We start from the raw sequence: 22,640 nt of genomic DNA, 5'->3' as shown, positions 1-22,640 counted from the left end.
GGTGCGACCATCGATGCTGACCTCCTCTCAGCCAGCATCTTGAATCACATTCGACATCAAAAGGGTATCCGCGATTCAAACATAATCAGAAACGCTCTAAGTGGCGATCTGCAACGACGGCCTTACGGATTTGTAAAGGGCTCGCGAAGTGCTGGTAACGTTCGTCGCGCAGGGTGTCGTCGCAAGATCGAGAACCCACACCGCAGCGGAAACCATAATGAAAACTGCTTTTGAGACTTTCTCGCGCGATTGCCGCCGGCCGCACGTTTGCGGCTCTTCCGGCTCCAGCATGCGCCGCGCTTCGGTGATGCAAGCGGCACCCGCCCGTGAGAAAATCGACACAAATTGGCGTTGAGCAGTTCGATTTGCGATTTGCCGTCAACCCTTCAAGAAGCAGGGCTATTGTGCCACCTGCTCCGATCCGTCGGAGGCATCTTAAATTCACGGATCTCTATTCGTGTGCCGAATGGCACGATTTACCCCAGCGCCGAAGACCTCAATGCGATTGCAAGGAACTCCGATATTGACAGTCGATCGCCATCGGCTTTGCAGCGTCGGCCGTATTACATCGGGAGATGGGATCGAGCGGTTATCTGCACGATATTACCGATGTAGCCCGAAATGAATGATATCTACCTGCGGAAACAGGAATTCGATAAGCCCCCGGGCTGATGCAGGAATTCACAACCTTGAGCAACAATACGTCACGAGCCCGTTCAGTGGATAAATTACCTGTCATCGCGGGCAAAGCGCCTGTAATTCGGGCTCTCTATGAGGCCTTTTACAATCAAAGAGATATCCCGTCCCTCAGGGCGGCCCTTTTTGAACGCGTCGCTTCTAATCCCGCCGATGCGGCCGCCCTCATGGACCTTTCGATTGTTCTGCAGTCCCTCGGCGAGGCGGAGAAGGCAGCAATTCATCAGCGAGCGGCGCTGGAGGCAAGCCGGATATTCAGGATTCGCAATGGCCGTGGCACGGGGCCGAATATTCTGGTCTTCGTCAGCCCCGGCGACTTCATGGCGAATACGCCCATCGAATTCCTTCTTGAAAGCTCGGATGCTAATATTCTGCTTTACTACGTTGATTCAGAGACAAGAGATTTAGCTGACGTCCCCGAACATGACGTCGCTTTTGTTGCAATTGCCGAGGCGCCGGACAAGCGGCCGGTACTTGAGAATCTCGATCGTCTATTATCGGACTGGCCTGGTCCCATAATGAACAACAGCCCGAAGCGCATTATCGAGCTGACGCGAGACGGCGTTGCAGAAATGTTCCGAAACGAGCCCACAATCCTTGCTCCGAAAACCATGCGCGTTTCGCGCGAACAACTGGAAAAGCTGGCATCGGGCGAGCTCGCAATCTCATCGATCGGTGAGCTGGAATCATTGCCGATCATTGTTCGCCCCATCGGGACTCACGCGGGGAACGGACTGGATAAGATATCAACTCTGCCTGAACTCTCCATCTATTTGACTGCTCAGTCAGAGGATCAGTTTTATATCGCTCCTTTCATCGACTATAGCGGGCCAGACGGGAGGTTTCGAAAGCAGCGCATCGCGTTCGTCGACGGCCGCCCTTTCGCGAGCCATCTTGCGATCTCCGATCACTGGATGGTGCACTATCTCAGTGCCGGAATGACTGAATATGCTGAGCGGCGTGCGGAGGAGGCGGAGTGGATGGCAAATTTCGACACTGATTTTGCCAGGCGCCATGCTCGCGCATTCGACGCACTTCAGTGCCGCATTGGGCTCGACTATTTCACCATCGACTGTGGCGAACTGCCCGATGGGCGCCTACTTCTATTCGAAGCAGACGTGGCTATGGTTGTGCATTCCATGGATTCAGAAGCAATTTTTCCCTATAAAAAGCAAGCCATGCGCAAGCTTTTCTCGGCATTCGAACTAGCGCTGCAGCAATGCGTCGCGCGAACGAAAAAAGCGCAGCAGTGACCTGCGCACCCGCTGTCGTGCGCGGCGAGGCTACGAAGAGACTAAGCAAATTGCCGCCAACTACGATGCCGGATTCCGTCTCGGCGATTCGTATGAGCCTGTTCACCATACTCGCTATCACCAAGAGATGAGGCTTCTGCAACTCACCCACAAGCCGGGTAGAACTCGTCCCGCCGAAACACTCTGCTGTCGCACACGCTTTTCTTCGCTTAGCTACCGTTAAAACGGAGCGAGCGAGCCCCCGCCAGGCTTTTCAGGATCCGACTTACCGAGCTGAGAGAGACATTGTCCGAAGGCCGAGTGCATTGGATAGATCCGCGAGATGGGGACAATCCAGTTCGGCTCTGTCCCAGGAAAATCCAATTCGATATCCGCCGAACCAGACATGGCGCCGGATAGGATTCCGCGCGCGGTATCGGCGTCCGAAAGCATTACGCTGGTTGGGGTTAAAGCCTTGGCTGTGACCTGCCAGGTAGCGTTATGAGCAACAATTCCGATCTTACCTTGACTTGCCTGGGGAAGGTTCCAGGCGGCGTCGCTGATAATCCAGGCGATACTCTTGAAACCTTTGCGGAACTCAACTTTCTGCCCGAGCCCACTATCCCAAACAAACGCGCAATAGCCGCCTTGACTCGCTGTGTAAGCGATGGACCACTGGCCTGGGGAGACAGCGAGGTCTGCAGCTGCAGATGGTCCCATGCAAAATGCGATCGCTGCCATAATTATTGCCAGTTGCCGCATAAGTGGACCTCCAAGATACACGCCCTAGCCAGCATAACGAGCAATCCTTGCCTTTTCATTATTTCGGAGGAGCCTCGCAAAGTTCGAGACCGGTAACTTCTCTGGGGTCGAGCACAGTTTGTTAGGCCGGAGTCCGTCATTCCATCTTCAACAAGGCGCTGAAGTCGGTCGGACTGACGACCAACGATGTGGATTCGCTCAATCTTGCCTTCGAGGCATCCGGCCCGGCGCTGGTGCGCGGCGATGTCGACGCTATCGTTGAGACCGGAGACGTAGCCGCAAAGCTGGTCGATGCAGGTCAGGATCGCGTCCTCCTCGATGCCAACGACCATCCCGAATGGGCCGCGCCCTACATCATTTCCGTCAACAGCGAGTTTACGCGGAAATACCCCGACATCCTCGCCCGCTTGTTGAAAGTCGACATAGAGCTTTCCCGCTGGGCCGAGGCACATCCCGACGACACGACAAAAAACTTCTCAGACGAGACGAAATCCTCGGAGAAGGCGGTCCGCAAGACCTATGCCGACGGACATTTCTATCAGGATCCCCGCATCACGGACGCAGCGGTTACATCGCTGAAGGGTGAAGAGGCGTTCATGGCAGAAGCCAAGTTGCGCAAGGGCTCCGTCGACTACGACAAGTGGATCGATCGCAGCTATCTCGATGCCCGTTACAAACTTGCGGATGCCAACCAATAGAACGGAACGGTCTTCTATCTGACGACTGCGCTAAAACCAGCTCAATTACGGTTGCTCTTGAAGAAATTCGAACTTGCGACCCGTGGTTTGGTCACACGGCAGGCAGCGGATCTGTACCTTCGCTTAGGATTGCCAGATATCTACGGTAGCTGAAGACACGGCCGCGCTTGCGACCGGTCACCTCGTCGACAATCCCCAAGCGCTCCAGGTCAGCGAGTGCTGAATTGACGGTCGGCGCGGAAAGGCCTGTCATTTGAACGATCTGATTTGCCATATGAAAGGGGTTTTGCTGAAAGAGTTCGTGAATACGAAGGGCCGATCCGGCTCTGTCGCTCTCGGTTGTAATCTTCTCTCTATCTTCCTTGAAAAGATCGACAATCCGAGTAGCAGCTTCGAATGCTTGGTTGGCGGTGTCGGCTACACCTGTCAGGAAGAAGTCTAGCCAAGCTTCCCAGTTTCCATGTTCACGGACCTCCTGCAGTAATCGATAGTATTCCCTTCGATGGGCTTTGAGGTAAAGACTGAGGTAGAGCAATGGCTTGCGTAGAACACCGTTCATGCACAGGTAAAGGGTGACAAGCAGACGACCTATACGGCCATTACCATCGAGAAATGGATGGATCGTTTCGAACTGGACATGCAGGAGGCCGGCTTTGATCAGTGCCGGTAGCCGCGATTGATCGTCATGTATGAAGCGCTCGAACGCATCCAGACAGCTTCCCAACTCCGTTACCGGCGGTGGCACGAAGAGTGCGTTACCTGGTCGCGTGCCTCCAATCCAATTCTGCGAGCGCCGAAACTCTCCTGGATCCTTGGTTCCCCCTCGCCCGCTTTGCAGTAGTCGTGCGTGCATCTCTCGGATCAGGCGCAATGACATTGGCAGCGTTTCCAAACGCTCCAAACCGTACATCATCGCATCAACATAATTGGAAACCTCACGAATGTCATCGACGGGTTGCCCCGCTTGAGCCTCGGTCTCAAATCGCAAAAGATCGGAAAGCGTCGACTGTGTGCCTTCAATCTGCGAGGAAAGAACTGCCTCTTTTCTTACATACATGTAAAGGAATAGCTCCTGGCGCGGGAGCAGCATTGTGATGCCATCCAGGCGACCTAGCGCACGCTCTGCCAAACTGAGGCGCTCCAATAGCGAAAGCACATCGATGGATGGTTCAGGCGGCAATGGCGGAGGCACGAACGCCCGCACTGTTTCGCTCGCTGCTGTTGTTTCGACGAAACGGCCGAGGCGCAAATTAGGTTCGGAATCAAACATAGCCCAGTATGAATTCCGTCCGTTATTTAAGCAAGCGCCCCTTTATTTAAATAAGCATCAAGCTTAGGTAAGCGCGCTTAATTAGCGTAGACCATTTTTCGCTGTATCAAGCGCAGGCGCCGGGTTACAAGCTCCATTAAATCCGTGCCAATGGACTTGGCCGCCAGCCGACGGGCTGTCTCCCAATACATCATTTCTTAAAGCTGCGCTCCTATTCCCGCTCGCCCTCGGCATTGGTGCCGAGGGAAACGGAATGAGCATGCCCAAACAAGATCTTTCATCACGTCATTTTCAGCAAAAAATCTCGGAATTCAGTGACGTGCACATCGCATCGATCGCCTCGAAGCGGGCGCTGCGGAATATCCGCCCTTGAACTTAATTATCTATCGGAAGCCGCCGCTCAAGCTAAATGGCCGCATCGACTGGACAGCGATCGGGCAGGCCTGCGGTATCGAAGACGAATTGACCGCAGAACTGAAGAAGCAGCTATGCCCAGGCTTGGACGCGATCATCCGATGGCTCGGTGCTCCACCGGCTGCCGAAGACATTCGGACGAGGCCGGCCGGCAGATCGAGCAAGGCAACGCCGGTCCCACGTGGCCCTTCCGGTGCTACACTATTGCCTTCCTGGGTGCCGGCTTGTGATCGCCGGCGATGGTTTCACCAAAGGGACCGGTATTGACCAATGAACTTGAAGCCTTGACGGGATGGGCAAGTGGCAGATGCGGTAGAACCAATTCGCCGAACCGGTAGGCCTCTTCGAGATGCGGATAGCCAGACATGATGAAGGTGTCGATACCGATCTCGCGGTATTCTTCCATCCGTTGCCTCACCTGATCCGGATCGCCGACGAGCGCTGTGCCTGCACCGCCTCTAACCAGGCCAACGCCTGCCCACAGGTTCGGACTAACCTCGAGTTTGTCGCGCCTACCGCCATGCAGGCGGCTCATGCGGCTTTGGCCGACTGAATCCATTCGCTCGAACACTTTCTGTGCCTTGGCGATTGTCTCGTCGTCTAGAAACTGAATAAGGTCTTCGGCAGCCTGCCAGGCTGCGGCGGCCGTCTCACGTACAATGACATGCAACCGGATACCGAAGGTAACCTCTCGGCCTTCCCTCTCCACCAGCGCTCGAACCTCGGCGATTTTCTTCGCCACCTCTTCCGGGGGTTCTCCCCATGTCAGGTACTTGTCGATTGTTCGGGCGGCAACCTCCTGCCCGATGCCGGAAGAGCCCCCGAAATAAAGCGGCGGATGTGGCGTCTGATACGAAGGATAGAGCACCGATCCGTTTTCGATGTCGAAATGCTTTCCCTTGTGGTTCACCGTCTCGCCGCGGAGCAGCGCCTTGTAGATATGGAGAAATTCCTCAGTGATCTCATAGCGCTCGCTATGCGCATAGTGGATGCCATCGCCTTTGTTTTCGACCGGATCACCGCCGGTCACGACGTTGATCAGGAGCCGGCCTTCCGAGATACGGTCGAGGGTCGCCGTCATACGCGCGGCAAGCGTCGGCGAAAGTAGACCCGGCCTTACAGCAATCAGATAGCGCAGCTTCTCAGTTAGCGGCGCTAAGGCTGAAGCAACCACCCAACTATCTTCGCAGCTTTTACCGGTCGGAATCAGGACCCCGTAATATCCAAGCGAATCTGCGGCTTGGGCTACTTGTTTCAGATAGGCGAGATCCACATTGCGCCCGCCAAACGAGGTGCCCAGATAGCGGCTATCGCCATGGGTCGGCAAAAACCACAGGACGTTGATCTTTTCTGGAGGGGAACTCATCGTAGCGTCTCCAGGGTGAGCGATCGCGCGCCCACTATCGTTTCGACCCCAGACCTTCTCGTAATGTTCATGTCGGACCCTCTATGCAAGATTTGCCCGAGGGTATGGAGGTTTACGCTTAATACATAGAATTAGTGTTCTATTTTATCCAGGAATTGCAGAAGAAGATGATCCAGGTATTTGCAATCGAGCAATGGCATGCCGCTGGCGGAGTGAGGCGTGCTGCACCGTGCGAACGCGAGGCCTGGTTTGCCGTTGTCGCTGCCCCTCCCACACGTCAAATCCGCTAGCGAAGACGGCCGGGAGTTCCGACGCTTTCCAGCGTCTTGCCAAGGTGAGGCTCGCCGGAAGATCGCAGGAGCACAGGCACCGGAGCAAGACTTTCCAAATTATATTAAAACTATAGAAATTACCGCCTTAAGAAATGTACCAACTTCGCGCACCTATTACCCGTTGTTTCAAGGAGGCCCCCATGACCGTAATAACGGGACGCATAGCGCCTACCCGTCTCGTGCCCACTCGATTGGAAAGCGACGACGAGGTGATTGCGGCAGCCCGCACTCTCGCGAGTCGCTTCGCAGCGGGCGCCGCCCGGCGGGATGCTGATCGCATTCTGCCTTTTGACGAACTCGATCAACTGTCACAGTCGGGGCTTCTCGCAATCGCCGTCCCTGCCGAATATGGCGGGCTGGACGTATCGAATTCCGTGCTGGCGGAAGTGACGGCGATCATCGCCGAAGCTGACGGCTCCATCGGGCAGATCCCTCAAAACCATTTCTATATTCTGGAAGCGCTGCGGACGGACGGTAGCGAAGAACAGAAGCGCTTTTTCTTCGGCCGCGCGCTGGCGGGCGATCGCTTCGGCAACGCACTGTCGGAGCGCGGAACGAAAACGGTCGGCCATTACAAAACCCGGATAGTCGCGGACGGCTCTGGCTACCGCGTGACCGGAAAAAAATACTATTCGACCGGCGTACTTTTTGCCGATTGGATCACGGCCTTCGCGCTCGATGCGGATGACCAATTGGTCATGGCTTTCCTGCCGAAGGGAACGGAAGGCATTGAGATCATCGATGACTGGGACGGCTTCGGTCAACGCGCGACGGGCAGCGGTACGACAATTCTCAATAACGTTTATGTCAGCGCCGACGCGGTCGTGCGCCATCACAAGGGGTTCGAGCGTCCGACTACGATCGGCTCGGTCGGCCAGATCATCCATGCCGGCGTCGATCTCGGTCTTGCGCGGGCCGCCTTCGCCGAGATGATCAGCTTCGTGCGCACCAAGTCTCGCCCCTGGATGGATAGTGGTGTGGAAAAGGCATCGGACGATCCGTTGACGATTGCCAAGGTCGGCCAGATCGCGATCAAGCTTGAGGCCGCCGCCGCACAGATCGAACGTGCCGGCAGCAAGGTCGATGCTGCCCAGATCGAAACCACGGAAGAGCGAGTCGTCGAGGCAACGATCGCCGTTGCTGCGGCAAAGGTGTTGACGACAGAGATTGCCATCGAAGCTTCCAACACCCTGTTCGAACTCGCGGGCACCTCATCCGTGCAATCGGGCCTCAATCTCGATCGCCACTGGCGCAACGCCCGCACGCATACGCTCCACGATCCCGTGCGCTGGAAATACCATGTTGTCGGCAACTACCACCTGAACGGCGTTCTGCCTCCCCGCAACGGTGCTCTCTAATTCCTCCCGAGCAAACGAACGCCCCATGCCTGCCTTCAGCCATGGGGCGTTCGTTGAGGTGCTACACCGTCGATCAGCTATAAAGGCTGACGTCTGGAGTCTTGTCGTTCAAGACGAATTCGCCGACTTCCTTCGCTTTGTAGAAGACCGGGTCATGGAGCGTATGCGTGCGCACATTGCGCCAGAAGCGGTCGAACCGGTACTTGTCGGCCGTCGAGCGCGCGCCCGTCAGCTCAAAGACGCGAGACGTGATGTCGAGCGAGACATTGGTCGCGTGGACCTTGGCGGCATAGGCCTCGGCCGCTGCGGCGCCGCGTTCGCGGGCGGTGACGGAGTGCCCTTTCGCCAGCTCCGTTTGAACGGCGGCGGCAGCACTGTCGGCCAAGGCGGCGGCAGCCTTCAGCGAAGCGGTGAATTCTCCGACGCGTTCGAGAATATAGGGATCGTCGGCGGCGCGCTCGACGCCAGACGTAACCCAGGGCCGCGTCGTCGAGCGCACATAGTCGATCGCCGCCTGCAATGCTCCTTCGGCCGTGCCAAGATAGAAATTGACGAAGACCAACTGAATGAGCGGCGTGTTGAAGGTCGAAAGAACCGAGGATGCCGCATCCGGCGCGACAGGCTCGCCGACAAAATCCTCCGCGTAAACGGGGAAGTCGCGGAATTCGACGCTGCCGCTGTCCGACAGGCGCTGGCCGAAATTGTCCCAGTCGTCATTGGCGATGTAGCCGGGCCGGTTCGTGCGGATGGTGAAGCCAACGACCTTGTCGTCCAGTGCTGCGTTTGCATTGATGTAGTCGGAGACGTGGGCGGCCGTCGAGAAGGTTTTCCGCCCGTTCAGGACATAGCCATTGCTTCGCCGTGTCAGAGCGAGCCCGGGATCGCGCGGGTTGACGGCGGCTCCCCAATAGAGGTTTTCCGCGACCGTCTCTTGGCCGAGCGCATCGGCGCGCGCGGGATCGAGCGCCCAGTAGACGTATTGGCTGTTGACGAAATGATAGCCCAGGAGCTGCCCGATGGAGCTTTCGCCCCTGGCAAGTATGCGCACCAGCCGCAGGCCATCGACCCAGTCCAGCCCGCCGCCGCCGATCTCCCGTGCATGCAGCGCGGTCAGCAATCCGGCCTTCTTGAGTTTGATGATCTCGGCAAAAGGAGGTCGGCCCTCGCGATCGAGTTCGGCGGCGCGCTTGGAAAGATCCGCAGAGATCTCGATGGCACTGGCGAAAAGGTCCTTGCGGGTCGTGCCCGGATTGGTCGCGAAAAGGACGTTGGACTGGCTCATGGATTGAGAACTCCCGTTCTATGAAACAAGACCGGTGACGCTCGTACGACTGTCACCGGAAGATCGATCTGGCCGAGCCTAGAAAAGCTTAGCTGGGATCCAGCTCGCAGTTGCGGCGTCGCTGGTGCTAAAGGCTGGAATTTTCTGTGCCAACTCCTCGATCGTCTTGACGCCTGCTGCCCGCAGCGACTCCTGGGTCAGGAGCGCCGGTTTGACCGAGATCTGGTGGGGAACATCCTGCCCGGCGATCTGCAGCGCCGCGGCACGGACCGAGACCGCGCCGACGACGGCCGGATTGGTCGCGACCGTCGCCACCCAGGGGCTGCCGTCCGCAGTTATTTCCTGGATATCGGCGGTCGATACGTCAGCCGAATAGATCTTCAATTTGCCGGCAATGCCGAGGTCGGAAGCGGCAAGCTTTACCCCGCGGGCAAATTCATCGTAGGGCGCAAAGACGACGCTGATATCCGGATTGGCCGTCAGCGCGGCCTTTACCTGGTCGGCTGTGGTCGTGGCGGTCGTATCGCTGACATTGCCGAAACGGGCCTTTTCAACGACGCCCGCATTCTCCGCCTTGAACTTGTCCCAGATCTCGTTGCGGCGATCGAGCGGTGCAAAGCCCGCGACATAGACATAACCGGCATTGAACTTGGTGCCGTTGTCCTTGACGGCCTGTTTCAGCGCGAGGTCGGCGATCTCGTGGTCGCTTTGCTCGACCTGCGGGATTTTCGAGTTGTTGAGATTAACGTCGAATGCGACAACCTTAATGCCCTTGTCGAGCGCCTGCTGTACGACGTCGCCGAGCGATTCCGGCAAGCCATGGTCGATGACGATGCCGGATACGCCGAGATTGATGGCCTGCAAAATCTGCTCACGCTGTTCGGCGGCATCCTGGCGTCCCGGGAAGACACGCAGGTCGATGTCGAGAGACTTTGCCTGCGCTTCGGCACCGGCCTGATAGGCCTGGAAAAAGTCGCCTGCGGATATGTAGCTGATCAGCGCAACCTTGACGCCGCCCTTGTCGAAGGGAGCAGGCGCGCCGGCAATGCCTCCGGCAACAGCAGCTTGCGCAAACAGGAATGGAATGGCAGCGGCAGACAAAGCGAGCTGTGCGGGGGGTTTCATTGTCGCGATCCTCTTGATCAATCAAATGCGTCGTCTCACGGGTCGGCAGCTCCAGCGACGCAAATTTATTAGATATAAAGCCTATAAATTTAGTAGATTAAATCGTCTGATTTTGGTGACGTTGCTAGATTCTTTGTTTCCTTCGACTGACCGCGACAGCAAAGCCTTGCCTGGAGATTCGAGGCTCGGCTGAGCAGTATCAAGTCTTCCAAGCTCACCGGAATGCCGTTTGATGCCCCTGCTGACAGATGCCCCTGCTGACAATTGAAAATCTAACGCATAGCTTCGGCGCATCGCGCGCTCTTGCCGGCGCCGGATTGGCGATCGAACGCGGCGAGATCGTTGCGCTGATGGGCGCAAATGGCGCGGGCAAATCAACGCTGGTAAAGATCCTCTCCGGCGTAATCGCAGCCGATAGCGGGACGATCAATCTCAGCGGTCGGGCCTTTAAGCCGCGCAACCCGTCGGATGCATCGCGCGCCGGCATCGTCACGGTGCACCAATCCACGGATCTGATCGGAGCGCCACGGTTGACGGTTGCCGATGCGCTCATGCTCAACCGATTTGCCGATCGCAGCACCCGCTTTTTCGTCTCGCGGCGCGGTGTTCGTCGCGATGCTCAGGCAATGCTCAACGCGGCCAACATCTCTCTTCCCCTCGATCGCGATTTCGGAGATCTCTCGGCTGCAGACCGCCAGCTTGTGGCGATCGCCCGCGCACTCGCCCACCGCGCCGAACTGCTGATCCTGGACGAACCGACGGCGAGCCTGTCTCTCCAGGAAAGCCGTCAGCTTTTCGATGTCCTCCTGCGGCTCCGCGGCGAAGGGCTCGCCATCCTCTATATTTCGCACCGCACCGCGGATATCGAAGCCATAGCCGATCGCGCGGTGGTCATGCGGGGCGGTTGCGTGGTCGGCGCCTTTGCTCGACCCATCGATTTTTCTGCCGCAATCGAAACCATGATCGGCCGGAAACTGGATGTCGCTCAGGCGAACGCCCGACAGGCAACCGGGCCAATCGTTTTGGGGCTGCGCGACGCGCGACTGCTTCCGACGAGCGAACCATTCAATCTGACGCTTCGCCAAGGCGAAGTCGTTGCCATTACCGGCGTTCTCGGCGCCGGAAAGAGCCGATTGCTTTCAGCAATCTTCGGTGTTGGACGACTGTCTGACGGCGAAATGTTTCTCGATAGCAAGCCACACCTTCCGCGGTCGCCGGCGGACGCGATCGCCGCCGGCATCGCCATGGCCGCGGAAGATCGTCATAGTTCTTCGCTCATGCCGCCTGCCTGGCCCGGCAATTCGCTGGCCGCGACCATCAGCCTGCCGCATCTCGCCAGATGGTATCCGCGCGGTCTCCTTCTCGGTGGCCGCGAGGAATATGAGGCCGAGCAGGCAATCCGTCGCCTCGGCATCAAGGCGACTGGCCCCCTCGCCTCTGTCTGGACGCTTTCCGGCGGAAATCAGCAAAAGGCGGTCATCGCACGATGGGAAGCCGAACCCAGCCGCTTGCTTCTGCTCGACGAGCCTTTCCAGGGCGTCGATGTCGGCGCCCGCCGCGACATCATCGAGGCAATACGATCCCGCACGGATCGGGCAATGCTGATCGCAACATCCGATCCCGAGGAGGCTTACGAAGTGGCCGACAGGATCCTCGTTATGGACCGTCACACATTGCGGCCGGCTTCAGGCAGCGCGGCCGCGAACACCGTCATTCAAGGAATCTCAACATGACGACGATCGACGACGAGACGTCAACCAAGGCCGCGACGCGCCAGCCGGGAAACGACAGCTTTAACCTCAGCGCCATCGGCGCGTTCCTGCGGGCCAGTGCCGTCTTCATCCTGCTGGCGGCGATGCTCATCGGCTTTGCCGCCGCCCAACCGGTCTTTATCAATATCAGCAATCTGATGAGCATCCTACAAGCGGTCTCCGTGGTTGCAATCCTCGGTGCCGGCGTGACCGTGACGCTTGCCGTCGGCGGCTTCGATCTGTCGATCGGCGCTGTCGCCGCATCGAGCGTGATGGCGGCAAGCTATGCGATGATCGTCTGGCATCTCAATGCCTTCGCAACGGTGCCACTGGTGCTTGCCTTCGGCGCCATCATCGGTCTCCTCAACGCCATTCTCATCGTTCGCCTTCGCGTTCCGGATCTGCTGGCAACGCTTGCGATGATGTTTCTATTATCCGGTCTGCAACTTGTACCAACGGCCGGCCGATCGATCTCTGCCGGACTCATTCTCCCAGATGGCTCCAAAGCGACCGGCGCCTATGATCCCGCCTTCCTGACGATCGGCCGTTACAGCATCGCGGGCACGGTGCCCGTGTCCGTCGTACTGACGCTGGCCGTCGCGATCGGCCTCTTCGTCCTCACCGAGCGCACCCGCATCGGCCGGCTGCTATTTGCGACCGGCGGTAACGAGATCGCGACCCGGCTGGCGGGCGCCTCGACCGTGAAGCTGAAGACCCTTGCCTATGTCATCTCCAGCACGTTGGCGTCCCTCGGCGGCATCATCATTGCCGCCCGCGTCGGCCGCGGTGACGTTTCCTCCGGCGGGTCGTTGCTGATGGATTCGGTTGCGGCAGCCTTGATCGGCTTTGCCGTCCTCAATCTGCGCCGTCCCAACGTACTCGGGACGATTGTCGGTGCCGTCTTCGTCGGCGTGCTTCTGAACGGCCTCACCATGCTGAACGCACCCTATTACACGCAGGATTTCATCAAGGGCGCCGTGCTCGTAGGAGCCTTGGCGCTGACTTACGGCCTCGGCCGCAGCAATCCTTAATTCCGAGGAGAATAGATATGACCCGAGAAATCAGGCTGAACGCCTTCGACATGAATTGCGTCGGACATCAGTCTCCAGGGCTTTGGAGGCACCCGCGGGACAGGTCCTGGACATACAAGGATCTCGACTACTGGGTCCATCTGGCAAAGACGCTGGAGCGCGGCAAATTCGATGGTCTGTTCATCGCCGACGTGCTCGGCGTCTATGACGTGCTGAATGGAAACGTCGATGCCGCGCTTCGCCATTCGGCGCAGGTGCCGGTCAACGATCCGCTGCAGCTCATTCCGACCATGGCTTATGAAACCGAACATCTCGGCTTCGGGCTGACGGCCTCCCTTTCCTTCGAACATCCCTACACGTTCGCGCGCCGGCTCTCGACACTCGACCACCTGACCAAGGGACGCGTCGGCTGGAATATCGTCACCTCCTATTTGAACAGCGGCGCGCTCAATATCGGCCAGCCGGCGCAGACGAACCACGATGATCGTTATGATCTCGCCGAAGAATATCTCGAGGTCTGCTACAAGCTCTGGGAAGGTAGCTGGGAAGACGATGCGCTCGTGCGCGACCGCGAAAAGGGCATTTTCACCCATCCGGAAAAAGTGCACCCGATCCGCCATTCCGGAAAGTATTTCAGCGTTCCGGGCATTCACCTGAGCGAGCCGTCGCCGCAAAGAACTCCAGTGCTCTATCAGGCTGGTGCCTCCAGCCGCGGCAAGGATTTTGCCGGGGCGCATGCCGAATGTATCTTCGTTGCCGCCCCCTCCAAGCCGGTGCTGAAGCGCTATGTCGCAAATGTCCGCCAGGCGGCGGAACGGCTTGGCCGAAATCCGCGCGACATACTTGCCTTCAACCTGCAGACCGTGGTGCTCGGCGAGACGGATGCGCAAGCCCAGCGCAAGTTCAACGAATACCGAAATTATGCATCTTTCGAGGGTGCGCTAACGCTGATCTCGGGTTGGACCGGCATCGATTTCGGCCAGTTCGACCCGGACGAAGTGCTGCGTCACCGCCATACCAATGCTGTCCAGTCGGCCGTCGAGACCTTCACGACGATTGATCCGAGCAAGGAATGGACGGTCCGCGAAATGGCCGATTGGGTCGGGGTCGGGGGCTTCGGGCCGGTATTCGTCGGCTCACCTTCGACGGTCGCGGATCTGATGCAGGAATGGATCGAGGATACCGACGTCGACGGCTTCAACCTCGCCTATGCCGTAACGCCGGAAAGCTTCGAGGACGCCGTGGATCTGTTGGTGCCGGAGCTGCAGAGGCGCGGCGTCTACAAAACCGATTATCGGCGGGGAACGTTGCGCGAAAAACTCGGAGCTCGTGGACCGCGGCTCGTTGCACCGCATCCGGGAGCGAACTACCGCAATCTTCGGCCGACGTTTGCTCAATCGGCCGAATAGGCAGCACGCCCGTACTGATGTAGGTTCTTTTCCTCCGTATCCGTTTTTTTGGAAATTCGTGCCTCCCTATCTCCTATAATCTACCTAATCTATGGATATTGTTATTTGAGGGATTACCTATGGGCATCGAAAAATCTGAAACCGGTCTCGGAAGACGGGATTTGTTGAAATTGTCTGCCGCGGCTGGGGTGGCAATTGCTGGCGCTGCTCTGGTGGGGCAAAAGCCAGCCTCTGCGGAGGGCGAACTTTCTCTCAAGGGAAAGCGCATCGCCATCAGCGCAACGGGCACCGATCACTTCTTCGATCTTCAGGCCTATAATGCGCAGATTGCCGAGGTAAAGCGTCTCGGCGGCGAGCCGATCGCCGTCGATGCCGGGCGCAACGACGGCAAGCTCGTGTCGCAACTGCAGACGCTGATCGCGCAGAAGCCGGATGCAATCGTCCAGATTCTCGGGACGCTGAGCGTCATCGATCCCTGGCTGAAAAAAGCTCGCGATGCCGGCATCCCCGTTTTGACGGTCGATGTCGGCTCCACCAATTCACTCAACAACACCACCTCCGACAATTGGGGCATCGGCAAGGATCTTGCCCTGCAGCTTGTCTCGGACATCGGCGGCGAAGGCAATATCGTCGTCTTCAATGGCTTTTATGGCGTGACGCCCTGCGCGATCCGCTACGACCAACTGGTAAATGTGGTCAAATATTTCCCGAAGGTGAAGATCCTCCAGCCGGAATTGCGCGACGTCATTCCCAATACCGTTCAGGATGCCTTCGCGCAGATCACAGCGATCCTGAACAAGTATCCGGAAAAGGGATCGATAAAGGCAATCTGGTCGGCCTGGGACATTCCCCAGCTTGGGGCCACCCAGGCATTGGCCGCTGCCGGCAGAACCGAGATCCGCACGTACGGCGTCGACGGCAGCCCGGAAGTTCTGCAGCTCATCACCGACAAAAATTCTCCGGCCGGCGCCGACGTAGCGCAGCAGCCGGCGGAGATCGGCCGCACGGCGATCCGCAACGTCGCAAGACTGCTCGCCGGAGATACCTTGCCGCGCGAGACCTATGTCCCAGCCTTGCTGGCCAACAAGGACAATGTTTCGGACGTGGTGAAGAAACTCGGCATCGGCTGACGCCACTCAAATGCGATCCGGGCAATTCTCGGATCGCGTACTATTGGCGCGATGTCGGGAGAAATTGATATGACGGCCATTTCGGTCATGCAGCCGGCTAAGGCGCAGGACGACATCATCCGCTTCGAGGGGATCTTCAAGCACTTCGGCGGCGCGCAGGCCCTCGCAGGTGCGTCATTGATCGTCAAGCGCGGAACCATCCACGGTCTCGTCGGTCAGAATGGCGCCGGCAAGTCGACGCTGATCAAATTGCTCGCGGGTCTCCATCATCCGGACGGCGGTACGATCGAGATCGAGGGACAAAATTTCGAAGGATTGACGCCACACCTAGCGGAAGGACTCGGCATCCACTTCATCCATCAGGACCGGTTGCTGGTGCCGACGTTCACGGTCGGAGAGTCCCTGTTCCTCGGTCGCGAGCCACGGATTGCCGGAACCCCATTCCTCGATCGAAGGCTGATGCAGCGCCGCGCATCCGAAATCCTCGACGATTATTTCGGGGTGCGGCTTCCGAATGGCGCCCTGGTCGGCGAGCTTTCGACCGCCGAAAAGCAGATCATGCAAATTACCCGTGCGCTTCTGAACCGGCCGAAAGTGCTTGTTTTCGATGAGCCGACAGCAGCCCTCGTTCGCCGTGAGGCAGACATTCTGTTTCGGCTGATCCGCCGTCTGCGGGATGAAGGCGTCACCATCCTCTATATTTCGCATTATCTGAACGAGATCGAGGATCTCTGCGATCATGTCGCCGTGCTACGCAACGGGGTTGATGTGGCCTCCCTGCCGATCAAAAGCACCTCCGCTGTAGCGATTGCGCGGCTAATGGTGGAACGGGACATCAAGGAGATGTTCCCCAAAAGTGAGGTCGCGTTCGGCGATGAAATCCTCAAAGTCGAGCAGCTTGCCGCGCCGGGCAAGTACAGCGATATCAGCTTTACGCTTCGGCGCGGCGAAGTGCTCGGTCTCACCGGCCTATTAGGTTCCGGCGCAAAGGAGCTTGTCCGAACGCTCTTCGGCCTGGAGAAGCCGGCGTCCGGCAGCATGGAGGTCAGTGGCAAGACGGCACGTTTTTCCAACCCGACCCAAGCCGCAGAACACAATTTCGCGCTTGTTCCGCAAGATCGGCGCCGTCACGGAATCGCGCTTGATCTCAGCGTGAAGGAAAACATCAGCCTTTCGAGCCTGAAGCGTTTCACCCGTTTCGGTTTCCTCGATCGAAAAAGTGAACAGAATGAAGCCGATGGTTTGATCAAACGGCTTGAGGTCAAGACCAGCAGCCGGAACGCCTTGCTGCGCACGCTATCGGGCGGCAATCAGCAAAAGGTCGCGATCGCCAAGTGGCTGAGCCGTCAATCGGAAGTCTATCTTCTCGATGAGCCGACGGTAGGGGTCGATATCGGCTCAAAAGTCGAAATCTACAACATAATCGGCGAGCTGGCCGCCCGCGGCGCCGGCATTATCGTGCTTTCTTCCGATTTGCCTGAGCTCGTCGGCATCACGGATCGAATTCTGGTTCTCTTCCGCGGCCGCGTCGCGCGGGAATTTAAATCATCGGACACAACGGCGGATGAAGTCTTGGCCGAATCGACCGGATCCTTGGAGGGATTGCGCCATGTCGGCTGATGTAGAACTCGCGCCGTCCATAAGTTTCGAACCCGTGGAACCGCGTCGCCGTCAGGCCGACAGTGTCGCCGCTGCGGCATTGCGATATGGATCCCTGATCGCCTTTGCGGTCATCCTGGTGGTTTTCTCCCTTGCGGCCCCTTATTTCCTTAGCGTCGGCAACATCGGCAACGTTCTTGGACAGTCGGCGATCTCGGGCGTGCTGGCTATCGGATTGACCATCGTACTGATTGCGGGCGGCTCCAACGTCGTCAAGGGCGGGATAGACCTTTCCCTCGCGGCCAATATGGGCTTGAGCGCGGCCGTCTATGCCAGCCTCACGCAACTTGGCTACGGTGATGTGGTGGCAGTTGCGGCATCGCTTTTTACCGGCGCGCTGATTGGCACAGTCAACGCGCTTGCGGTCGTCGCCGCCGGCATTGTGCCCTTGCTCGCCACACTTGCCGTGATGAACGTGGTCGCCGGACTCGAATTGGTGCTGACGCAGAACACCGTTCTTCCAGCCTCGACACCATTGCTTTCGATGCTCGCGGCGTCGGATCCCTTCGGCATCCCCGTTCTCGCCTATCATCTGCTCGGCTTTACGGTGATTGCGGCTGCGGTCGTGCAATACACGCCGCTTGGCTTGCGTCTCTATGCTGTCGGCGAATTTCCGGAGGCGGCGCGTGCCGCCGGTCTGCCTCTTCGCAGGCTGCTGGCGGGAGCGTTCATCGCAAGCGGCGTTTGCGGTGGCATAGCAGGCATCCTCTCCGTTTCCTATCTCAGCGGCAGCACGACCGGCTCCGGCGAGATGCTGCTGCCTGTGGTCGTAACGGCTCTACTTGGCTCGGTTTTTTCGCGCCGGCTGGTGCCGACCGTCACGGGCACGTTGCTGTCGACTCTGCTGGTCGGGTTTCTGGTCAATGGCTTCCAGCTTCTCAATATTTCGAGCACGATGGTGAGCGGCGTCCAGGGCGTCCTCATTCTCATCGTGGTGTCGGCCACCACGCTGCTGCGCAAACAGGAGAGCTGACCATGTCGCTCCAGACCTCTACTCCCGTTGCAGCCGGCTTGCCCCGCGCGATCGCCGGCGGCCTGGGGCGCTATGGGCTGATCCTGGCGCTGGTCGCCGTCTTCGCAACATTCTCCATCGCGACGCCCACCTTCCTGACGCTTGCGAACCTGCAGAGCGTGTTGGTCAATAACTTCACGCTTCTCGCCATCGTTTCCATCGCCATGACCTTTGCCGTCTCGTCCGGCGGGATCGATCTCTCGGTCGGAACGGCGGTCGATTTCGCGAGCTTCGCCTTCGTGGCCCTGGTGCTTGCCGGCCAACCTGTCGCACTCGCCACGGCCGCCGGGTTAGGCGCGGGCGCGCTGGTCGGCGCTTTCAACGCGCTGCTGATCTCCGGCATTGGCGTATCGCCTTTCCTCGCGACGCTTGGCACGCTATTCATCGGCCGCAGCATCCAGCAGCTTCTGACCAACGGCGGCAATCCGGTCTATCTGCCGCCGACGGGCGTGCCGGCCTCATTCCGCTACCTTGGCCATGGCACCGTCGCTGGCTTCCCGGTGCCGCTGGCCGTTTCCATCGTGATCATTTCCGCAGCAACTATCGCTTTTGCCCGTACACGCTTCGGCCGCATCGTCCTGTCGATTGGCGTTCAGCCGAGTGTGGTCCGATATTCCGCCATCGCCTCGCGTACCCACGTGGCAGTGACCTTCATTTTGGTCGGACTGATAGCCGCCATCGCCGGATTGATTTTGACGGCGACGGTTACCGTCTACATCCCCTCCTCCGGCAACGCGTTTCTCCTGAATGCGATCGGTGCAACCTTCATAGGCACGACGCTCAGCCCGTTGGGTCGCCCGAACGTTGCAGGCACTGTTCTCGGCGTATTGCTGCTCAGCATAATCGCCAACGGGCTGTTGCTGACCGATCTTAACTTCTATTGGCAGCAGGTGGGAACCGGCACGGTGATCTTCGCAGTCCTGACCTTGAGCTTCGCAACCGGAAAATCCAGCATCGCCGCCTGAAAGCGGGATTGTCGCCGACGACGGTGATCTTTGCCGAGGCGGAGCGCTGCCAAATGAGATTGCAGGTTACGGCTGTTGCAGAAAACTCGGAACCACTACGACAACAACCTATACACCGCAAAAGCGCGGCAACGGTGAGCTCCATGTCTCTCGCCTGCGCTGTGGATCGCATAAGCCGCGGAACAATGAAAACAATTGTCCCCAAAGTCTATAAATATAGTTTGTTATTTCTCCCGCTCATCCGCTTTTACCCGTTACCCTTTGACGGTGGTATTAAGGGCCGTGCGGCTCTGAACAAAGGGGCTCAACATGAATTTCAGGAACTTGATTGCCGCTATCGCTGTCGGCGTCGGCACTCTTACCACGGCATTCGTTGCCGAAGCCGCGGACAAGAAGGTCGTCGTCGGCTATCAGACCGATGCGCTGCCCTCTTCCGTGGCGATCGCGAACGGCGAATTTGGCAAGGACACGGGATACGACATCGACTTCCGCAGGTTCAACTCGGGCGCCGAGATCTTTGCGGCCATTGCCTCCGGCGACGTTCAGGTCGGCTACGTCGGCTCCAGCCCATTTGCAGCCGCGGTATCGCGCGGCCTAGAGGTCAAGGCCTTTTATCTCGCATCCATCTCGGGCATCGACGAAGCTCTCGTCGTGCGTAATGGCTCCGGCATCGAAAGCCTGAACGATCTGAAAGGCAAGAAGCTTGCCGCCGCGCCTGTCTCCACCGACCACTATCAGCTCCTGGCGCTCATCAAATCGCTCGGCCTGACCGAAAAGGACGTTCAGGTCTTCGCAATCCCTCAGCCCGAGATCGTCGCCAGCTATAGCCGCGGCGACATCGACGGCGGCTTCGTCTGGGATCCTGCTCTGACGGAACTCAAGAAGAACGGAAAGGTCCTCGTAACCTCCAAGGATGTGGCGGACAAAGGCGCGCCGACGTTCTCGGCATGGGTTGCGACTTCGAAATTTGCTGCCGACAACCCGGAGTTCCTGAAGGGTTTTGCTTCGGTCATCAACAAATACTACGCGTCCTTCGCCTCGGATAAAGCCGCCTGGGGTGCGGGCAGCGAGAACGCCAAGTCGCTCGCAAAGCTTCTCGGCGGGACGCCGGAACAGCAAGCCGCGGCCTTGAAGAACTTGACGCTACTCACGCCCGAGGTCCAGGCATCGGATGCTTGGCTCGGCGGCGGGGACAAAGCGGGAGCCGGCAAAATCCTCAAGGACACGGCCACGTTCCTAAAAGAGCAGGGCAAGGTATCCGACGTGCTGGCGAATTACGGAGCCTTTGTAACCGCAGACGCACTCGCCGGCATCAGCAACTGATCCTCCCAGACGCCGGCGCACAGTTGCGCCGGCGTCGGACCCGCGAGAGTCAACAATGCTTAAAGTCGATCACGCCAGCGTCTTCTTTGCAGCCCGTGACGGGCGAACTGTCCACGCACTCGATCACGTTTCCTTCGATATTCCCGAACGCGGCCTCGTGGTTGCACTCGGAGCCTCGGGATGCGGCAAATCAACCCTTCTCAACGCGATTGCCGGTTTCCTTCCGCTTTCCGATGGCCGGATTACGCTTGATGGCCGCGCGGTCGAACGGCCGGGTGCCGATCGAGGCGTCGTCTTTCAGAAAGACTCGCTGCTGCCGTGGAAGTCCGTTTTGGACAATGTCGCGGTTGGCCTGAAATTCGCCGGCGTGAACCGAAAGGAACGGCAAGCGCGTGCCTTGGAACTGCTGCGGCTCGTTGGTCTTGATGAATTCGCCGGCGCCTTTCCTTACGAGCTGTCGGGCGGCATGCGTCAGCGGGTCGGGATCGCGCGAGCTCTCGTAACCGATCCCGACATCCTGCTGATGGACGAACCATTCGGCGCGCTCGACAGTCTCACCCGTGAGCAGATGCAGGAGTTGCTGGTTTCCGTTTGGAATAAGACGGCAAAGAAGGTTTTCTTCATCACGCACTCGATCGAGGAGGCCTTATTCCTGGGCACGCAGGTCTTGGTCATGTCGCCGCGGCCGGGTCGTGTCGTGGCACGCTTCGATCTCGATTTCGTCCGCAGCCTCGCCGAAACCGGCGACGCGCGTGCGATCAAGGCCTCGGCCAAATTTGCGGAACTGCGCGAAGAGATCCGAGCCATTGTCCACAGCAGCTAAGACTACAGGAGCGCCGCATGAGCGACATAATCCAGACCTCACCGGTTGCGGCGCACAGAGAGGATCGCCAGGTCAAGCTGGTGAAGATGGCAAGTTTCGGCGCCGGCGAGAAACCGACGGTGCTGATCAGCCTGGTTACCGCCTTGGCCATATTGCTGTTGTGGTGGCTGGTATCCGCGCTCCGCGTTGTTCCCCACCTCTTCCTGCCGCGTCCGGACGAGGTGTTGACGCAAATCAGTGTCATCTGTCGCGATGGTTATGCCGGAGCGTCGCTTTCCGAGCATGTCTTTGCAAGCCTATTCCGCATCGTGGTCGCAGCCCTCATCGCCACCTCCGCCGGAATTCCGCTCGGCTTGCTCATGGGGCTGAACCGCTGGGCAAAAGGGGTGCTCGACGCGCCGATCGAGTTCTACTGGCCCCTTCCACCGCTCTCCTATCTGCCGCTGATGATCATCTGGCTCGGCATCGGCGAGACGTCGAAAATCACGCTCTTGGTGCTCGCAATGTTCGCGCCGATCTGCCTTTCGGCCCAGGCGGGCGTTCGTTCGCTTCCGATCGAGCGCGTCAATGCCGCACGTTCGCTCGGAGCAAGCCGGCGGCAACTCTTCATCGATATCGTGCTGCCATCCGCCCTGCCCGAGATCCTCACGGGCATCCGAATTGCGCTTGGCGTCGGCTGGGGCACGCTGGTCGCCGCCGAATTGATCGCATCAACGCGCGGGATCGGTTTCATGATCATGTCAGCATCGCAGTTCCTGGCAACCGATGTCGTCTTCGTCGGCATCGGAATCATCGCGATCTGCGCGTTTGCCTTTTCGGCCACTATCCGCTTTTTGGAGGCATTCCTGGTGCCCTGGAAGGGCAAGCTCTAACTAGAGGCCGCCATTGGGACTTAGCATAGCGTCGCGTCGCGCGCTTTTGCAGTTCTCCAAAAGTCGACAGCCACCGGCCGTGGTCGAGCTCGTCTTTGCTTGACAGCGTTCGCGCCGCCAAGCGGTCATC

Annotated in this window: 17 protein-coding genes and 1 pseudogene; 13 read left to right on the top strand and 5 right to left on the bottom strand. The window is 58.6% G+C overall.

Features of this window, described 5'->3' with window-relative positions; genetic code table 11:
• Positions 1-689: 689 nt before the first annotated feature.
• On the top strand, positions 690-1,949 hold the full coding sequence (locus PY649_RS31195) for an ATP-grasp domain-containing protein (protein ID WP_285872781.1): 1,260 nt from the start codon (positions 690-692) through the stop codon (positions 1,947-1,949).
• Positions 1,950-2,168: 219 nt separating this feature from the next.
• Here PY649_RS31195 and PY649_RS31190 read toward each other — a convergent pair whose 3' ends face one another.
• Complete coding sequence (locus tag PY649_RS31190; protein WP_285872779.1) at positions 2,169-2,690, bottom strand: hypothetical protein; 522 nt, start codon at positions 2,688-2,690, stop codon at positions 2,169-2,171.
• Positions 2,691-2,821: 131 nt separating this feature from the next.
• On the opposite strand from PY649_RS31190, the pseudogene PY649_RS31185 reads away from it, so the two are divergent.
• Positions 2,822-3,388 (top strand): annotated as a pseudogene (locus PY649_RS31185) (aliphatic sulfonate ABC transporter substrate-binding protein); the annotation flags it as partial.
• A gap of 91 nt (positions 3,389-3,479) precedes the next feature.
• On the opposite strand, the gene PY649_RS31180 reads toward PY649_RS31185, so the two are convergent.
• Both PY649_RS31180 and ssuD read right to left on the bottom strand, forming a co-directional pair.
• Entirely contained in the window at positions 3,480-4,658 is a 1,179-nt protein-coding gene (locus PY649_RS31180) for a Fic family protein (protein WP_285872778.1), read from the bottom strand.
• Positions 4,659-5,268: 610 nt separating this feature from the next.
• Positions 5,269-6,438 (bottom strand): FMNH2-dependent alkanesulfonate monooxygenase, encoded by a 1,170-nt coding sequence (gene ssuD / locus PY649_RS31170; protein WP_285872776.1) that lies wholly within the window; start codon positions 6,436-6,438, stop codon positions 5,269-5,271.
• Positions 6,439-6,910: 472 nt separating this feature from the next.
• Between ssuD and PY649_RS31165 the strand changes: the two genes are divergently transcribed.
• Positions 6,911-8,128 carry an SfnB family sulfur acquisition oxidoreductase gene (locus PY649_RS31165; RefSeq protein ID WP_285872775.1) on the top strand — a complete coding sequence of 406 codons (1,218 nt, stop codon included), beginning with the start codon at positions 6,911-6,913 and terminating at the stop codon, positions 8,126-8,128.
• A gap of 73 nt (positions 8,129-8,201) precedes the next feature.
• Here the strand turns inward: PY649_RS31165 and PY649_RS31160 are convergent, their stop codons facing one another.
• Together PY649_RS31160 and PY649_RS31155 are read right to left on the bottom strand one after the other, a co-directional pair.
• Positions 8,202-9,410 carry an acyl-CoA dehydrogenase family protein gene (locus PY649_RS31160; protein ID WP_285872774.1) on the bottom strand — a complete coding sequence of 403 codons (1,209 nt, stop codon included), beginning with the start codon at positions 9,408-9,410 and terminating at the stop codon, positions 8,202-8,204.
• A 78-nt stretch (positions 9,411-9,488) separates the two neighbouring features.
• Positions 9,489-10,535 carry a substrate-binding domain-containing protein gene (locus tag PY649_RS31155; RefSeq protein ID WP_285872773.1) on the bottom strand — a complete coding sequence of 349 codons (1,047 nt, stop codon included), beginning with the start codon at positions 10,533-10,535 and terminating at the stop codon, positions 9,489-9,491.
• Between the two features lie 248 nt (positions 10,536-10,783).
• Here PY649_RS31155 and PY649_RS31150 point away from each other — a divergent pair, with 248 nt between their 5' ends.
• The 10 genes from PY649_RS31150 (at position 10,784) to PY649_RS31105 (ending at position 22,510) form a co-directional block, all read left to right on the top strand.
• Entirely contained in the window at positions 10,784-12,268 is a 1,485-nt protein-coding gene (locus PY649_RS31150; RefSeq protein ID WP_285872772.1) for a sugar ABC transporter ATP-binding protein, read from the top strand.
• Complete coding sequence (locus PY649_RS31145; protein WP_285872771.1) at positions 12,265-13,317, top strand: ABC transporter permease; 1,053 nt, start codon at positions 12,265-12,267, stop codon at positions 13,315-13,317. Before PY649_RS31150 ends, PY649_RS31145 begins: the two co-directional genes overlap by 4 nt.
• Positions 13,318-13,334: 17 nt before the next feature.
• A complete protein-coding gene (locus PY649_RS31140) occupies positions 13,335-14,726 on the top strand; it encodes an LLM class flavin-dependent oxidoreductase (protein ID WP_285872770.1) in 1,392 nt (463 codons plus the stop codon).
• Positions 14,727-14,845: 119 nt separating this feature from the next.
• Positions 14,846-15,856, top strand: coding sequence for a sugar ABC transporter substrate-binding protein (locus PY649_RS31135; protein WP_285872769.1), 1,011 nt, complete (start codon positions 14,846-14,848; stop codon positions 15,854-15,856).
• Between the two features lie 69 nt (positions 15,857-15,925).
• On the top strand, positions 15,926-17,476 hold the full coding sequence (locus PY649_RS31130) for a sugar ABC transporter ATP-binding protein (protein WP_285872768.1): 1,551 nt from the start codon (positions 15,926-15,928) through the stop codon (positions 17,474-17,476).
• Entirely contained in the window at positions 17,466-18,488 is a 1,023-nt protein-coding gene (locus tag PY649_RS31125) for an ABC transporter permease (RefSeq protein WP_285872767.1), read from the top strand. Before PY649_RS31130 ends, PY649_RS31125 begins: the two co-directional genes overlap by 11 nt.
• 2 nt (positions 18,489-18,490) lie before the next feature.
• Complete coding sequence (locus PY649_RS31120) at positions 18,491-19,492, top strand: ABC transporter permease (RefSeq protein ID WP_285872766.1); 1,002 nt, start codon at positions 18,491-18,493, stop codon at positions 19,490-19,492.
• Between the two features lie 309 nt (positions 19,493-19,801).
• Positions 19,802-20,815: a taurine ABC transporter substrate-binding protein gene (tauA, locus tag PY649_RS31115; protein ID WP_285872765.1), complete on the top strand. Its 1,014-nt coding sequence runs from the start codon at positions 19,802-19,804 to the stop codon at positions 20,813-20,815.
• A 55-nt stretch (positions 20,816-20,870) separates the two neighbouring features.
• Positions 20,871-21,638 (top strand): taurine ABC transporter ATP-binding protein, encoded by a 768-nt coding sequence (locus PY649_RS31110; RefSeq protein ID WP_285872763.1) that lies wholly within the window; start codon positions 20,871-20,873, stop codon positions 21,636-21,638.
• A 17-nt stretch (positions 21,639-21,655) separates the two neighbouring features.
• Positions 21,656-22,510, top strand: a complete 855-nt coding sequence (locus PY649_RS31105) for an ABC transporter permease subunit (RefSeq protein WP_285872762.1) — start codon at positions 21,656-21,658, stop codon at positions 22,508-22,510.
• The last annotated feature ends 130 nt before the right edge of the window (positions 22,511-22,640 follow it).

Origin of the sequence: Rhizobium mayense (genome assembly GCF_030272705.1) — a bacterium.
Taxonomy (GTDB): domain Bacteria; phylum Pseudomonadota; class Alphaproteobacteria; order Rhizobiales; family Rhizobiaceae; genus Rhizobium; species Rhizobium mayense.
This window is presented reverse-complemented; position numbering and strand designations above follow the sequence as displayed.

Excerpts from the sequence above, each read along its gene's own strand:
- PY649_RS31190 (WP_285872779.1), bottom strand. The coding sequence starts at position 2,690 with ATGCGGCAACTGGCAATAATTATGGCAGCGATCGCATTTTGCATGGGA.
- PY649_RS31180 (WP_285872778.1), bottom strand. The coding sequence starts at position 4,658 with ATGTTTGATTCCGAACCTAATTTGCGCCTCGGCCGTTTCGTCGAAACA.
- ssuD (WP_285872776.1), bottom strand. The coding sequence starts at position 6,438 with ATGAGTTCCCCTCCAGAAAAGATCAACGTCCTGTGGTTTTTGCCGACC.
- PY649_RS31165 (WP_285872775.1), top strand. The coding sequence starts at position 6,911 with ATGACCGTAATAACGGGACGCATAGCGCCTACCCGTCTCGTGCCCACT.
- PY649_RS31160 (WP_285872774.1), bottom strand. The coding sequence starts at position 9,410 with ATGAGCCAGTCCAACGTCCTTTTCGCGACCAATCCGGGCACGACCCGC.
- PY649_RS31155 (WP_285872773.1), bottom strand. The coding sequence starts at position 10,535 with ATGAAACCCCCCGCACAGCTCGCTTTGTCTGCCGCTGCCATTCCATTC.
- PY649_RS31150 (WP_285872772.1), top strand. The coding sequence starts at position 10,784 with ATGCCCCTGCTGACAATTGAAAATCTAACGCATAGCTTCGGCGCATCG.
- PY649_RS31145 (WP_285872771.1), top strand. The coding sequence starts at position 12,265 with ATGACGACGATCGACGACGAGACGTCAACCAAGGCCGCGACGCGCCAG.
- PY649_RS31140 (WP_285872770.1), top strand. The coding sequence starts at position 13,335 with ATGACCCGAGAAATCAGGCTGAACGCCTTCGACATGAATTGCGTCGGA.
- PY649_RS31135 (WP_285872769.1), top strand. The coding sequence starts at position 14,846 with ATGGGCATCGAAAAATCTGAAACCGGTCTCGGAAGACGGGATTTGTTG.
- PY649_RS31130 (WP_285872768.1), top strand. The coding sequence starts at position 15,926 with ATGACGGCCATTTCGGTCATGCAGCCGGCTAAGGCGCAGGACGACATC.
- PY649_RS31125 (WP_285872767.1), top strand. The coding sequence starts at position 17,466 with ATGTCGGCTGATGTAGAACTCGCGCCGTCCATAAGTTTCGAACCCGTG.
- PY649_RS31120 (WP_285872766.1), top strand. The coding sequence starts at position 18,491 with ATGTCGCTCCAGACCTCTACTCCCGTTGCAGCCGGCTTGCCCCGCGCG.
- tauA (WP_285872765.1), top strand. The coding sequence starts at position 19,802 with ATGAATTTCAGGAACTTGATTGCCGCTATCGCTGTCGGCGTCGGCACT.
- PY649_RS31110 (WP_285872763.1), top strand. The coding sequence starts at position 20,871 with ATGCTTAAAGTCGATCACGCCAGCGTCTTCTTTGCAGCCCGTGACGGG.
- PY649_RS31105 (WP_285872762.1), top strand. The coding sequence starts at position 21,656 with ATGAGCGACATAATCCAGACCTCACCGGTTGCGGCGCACAGAGAGGAT.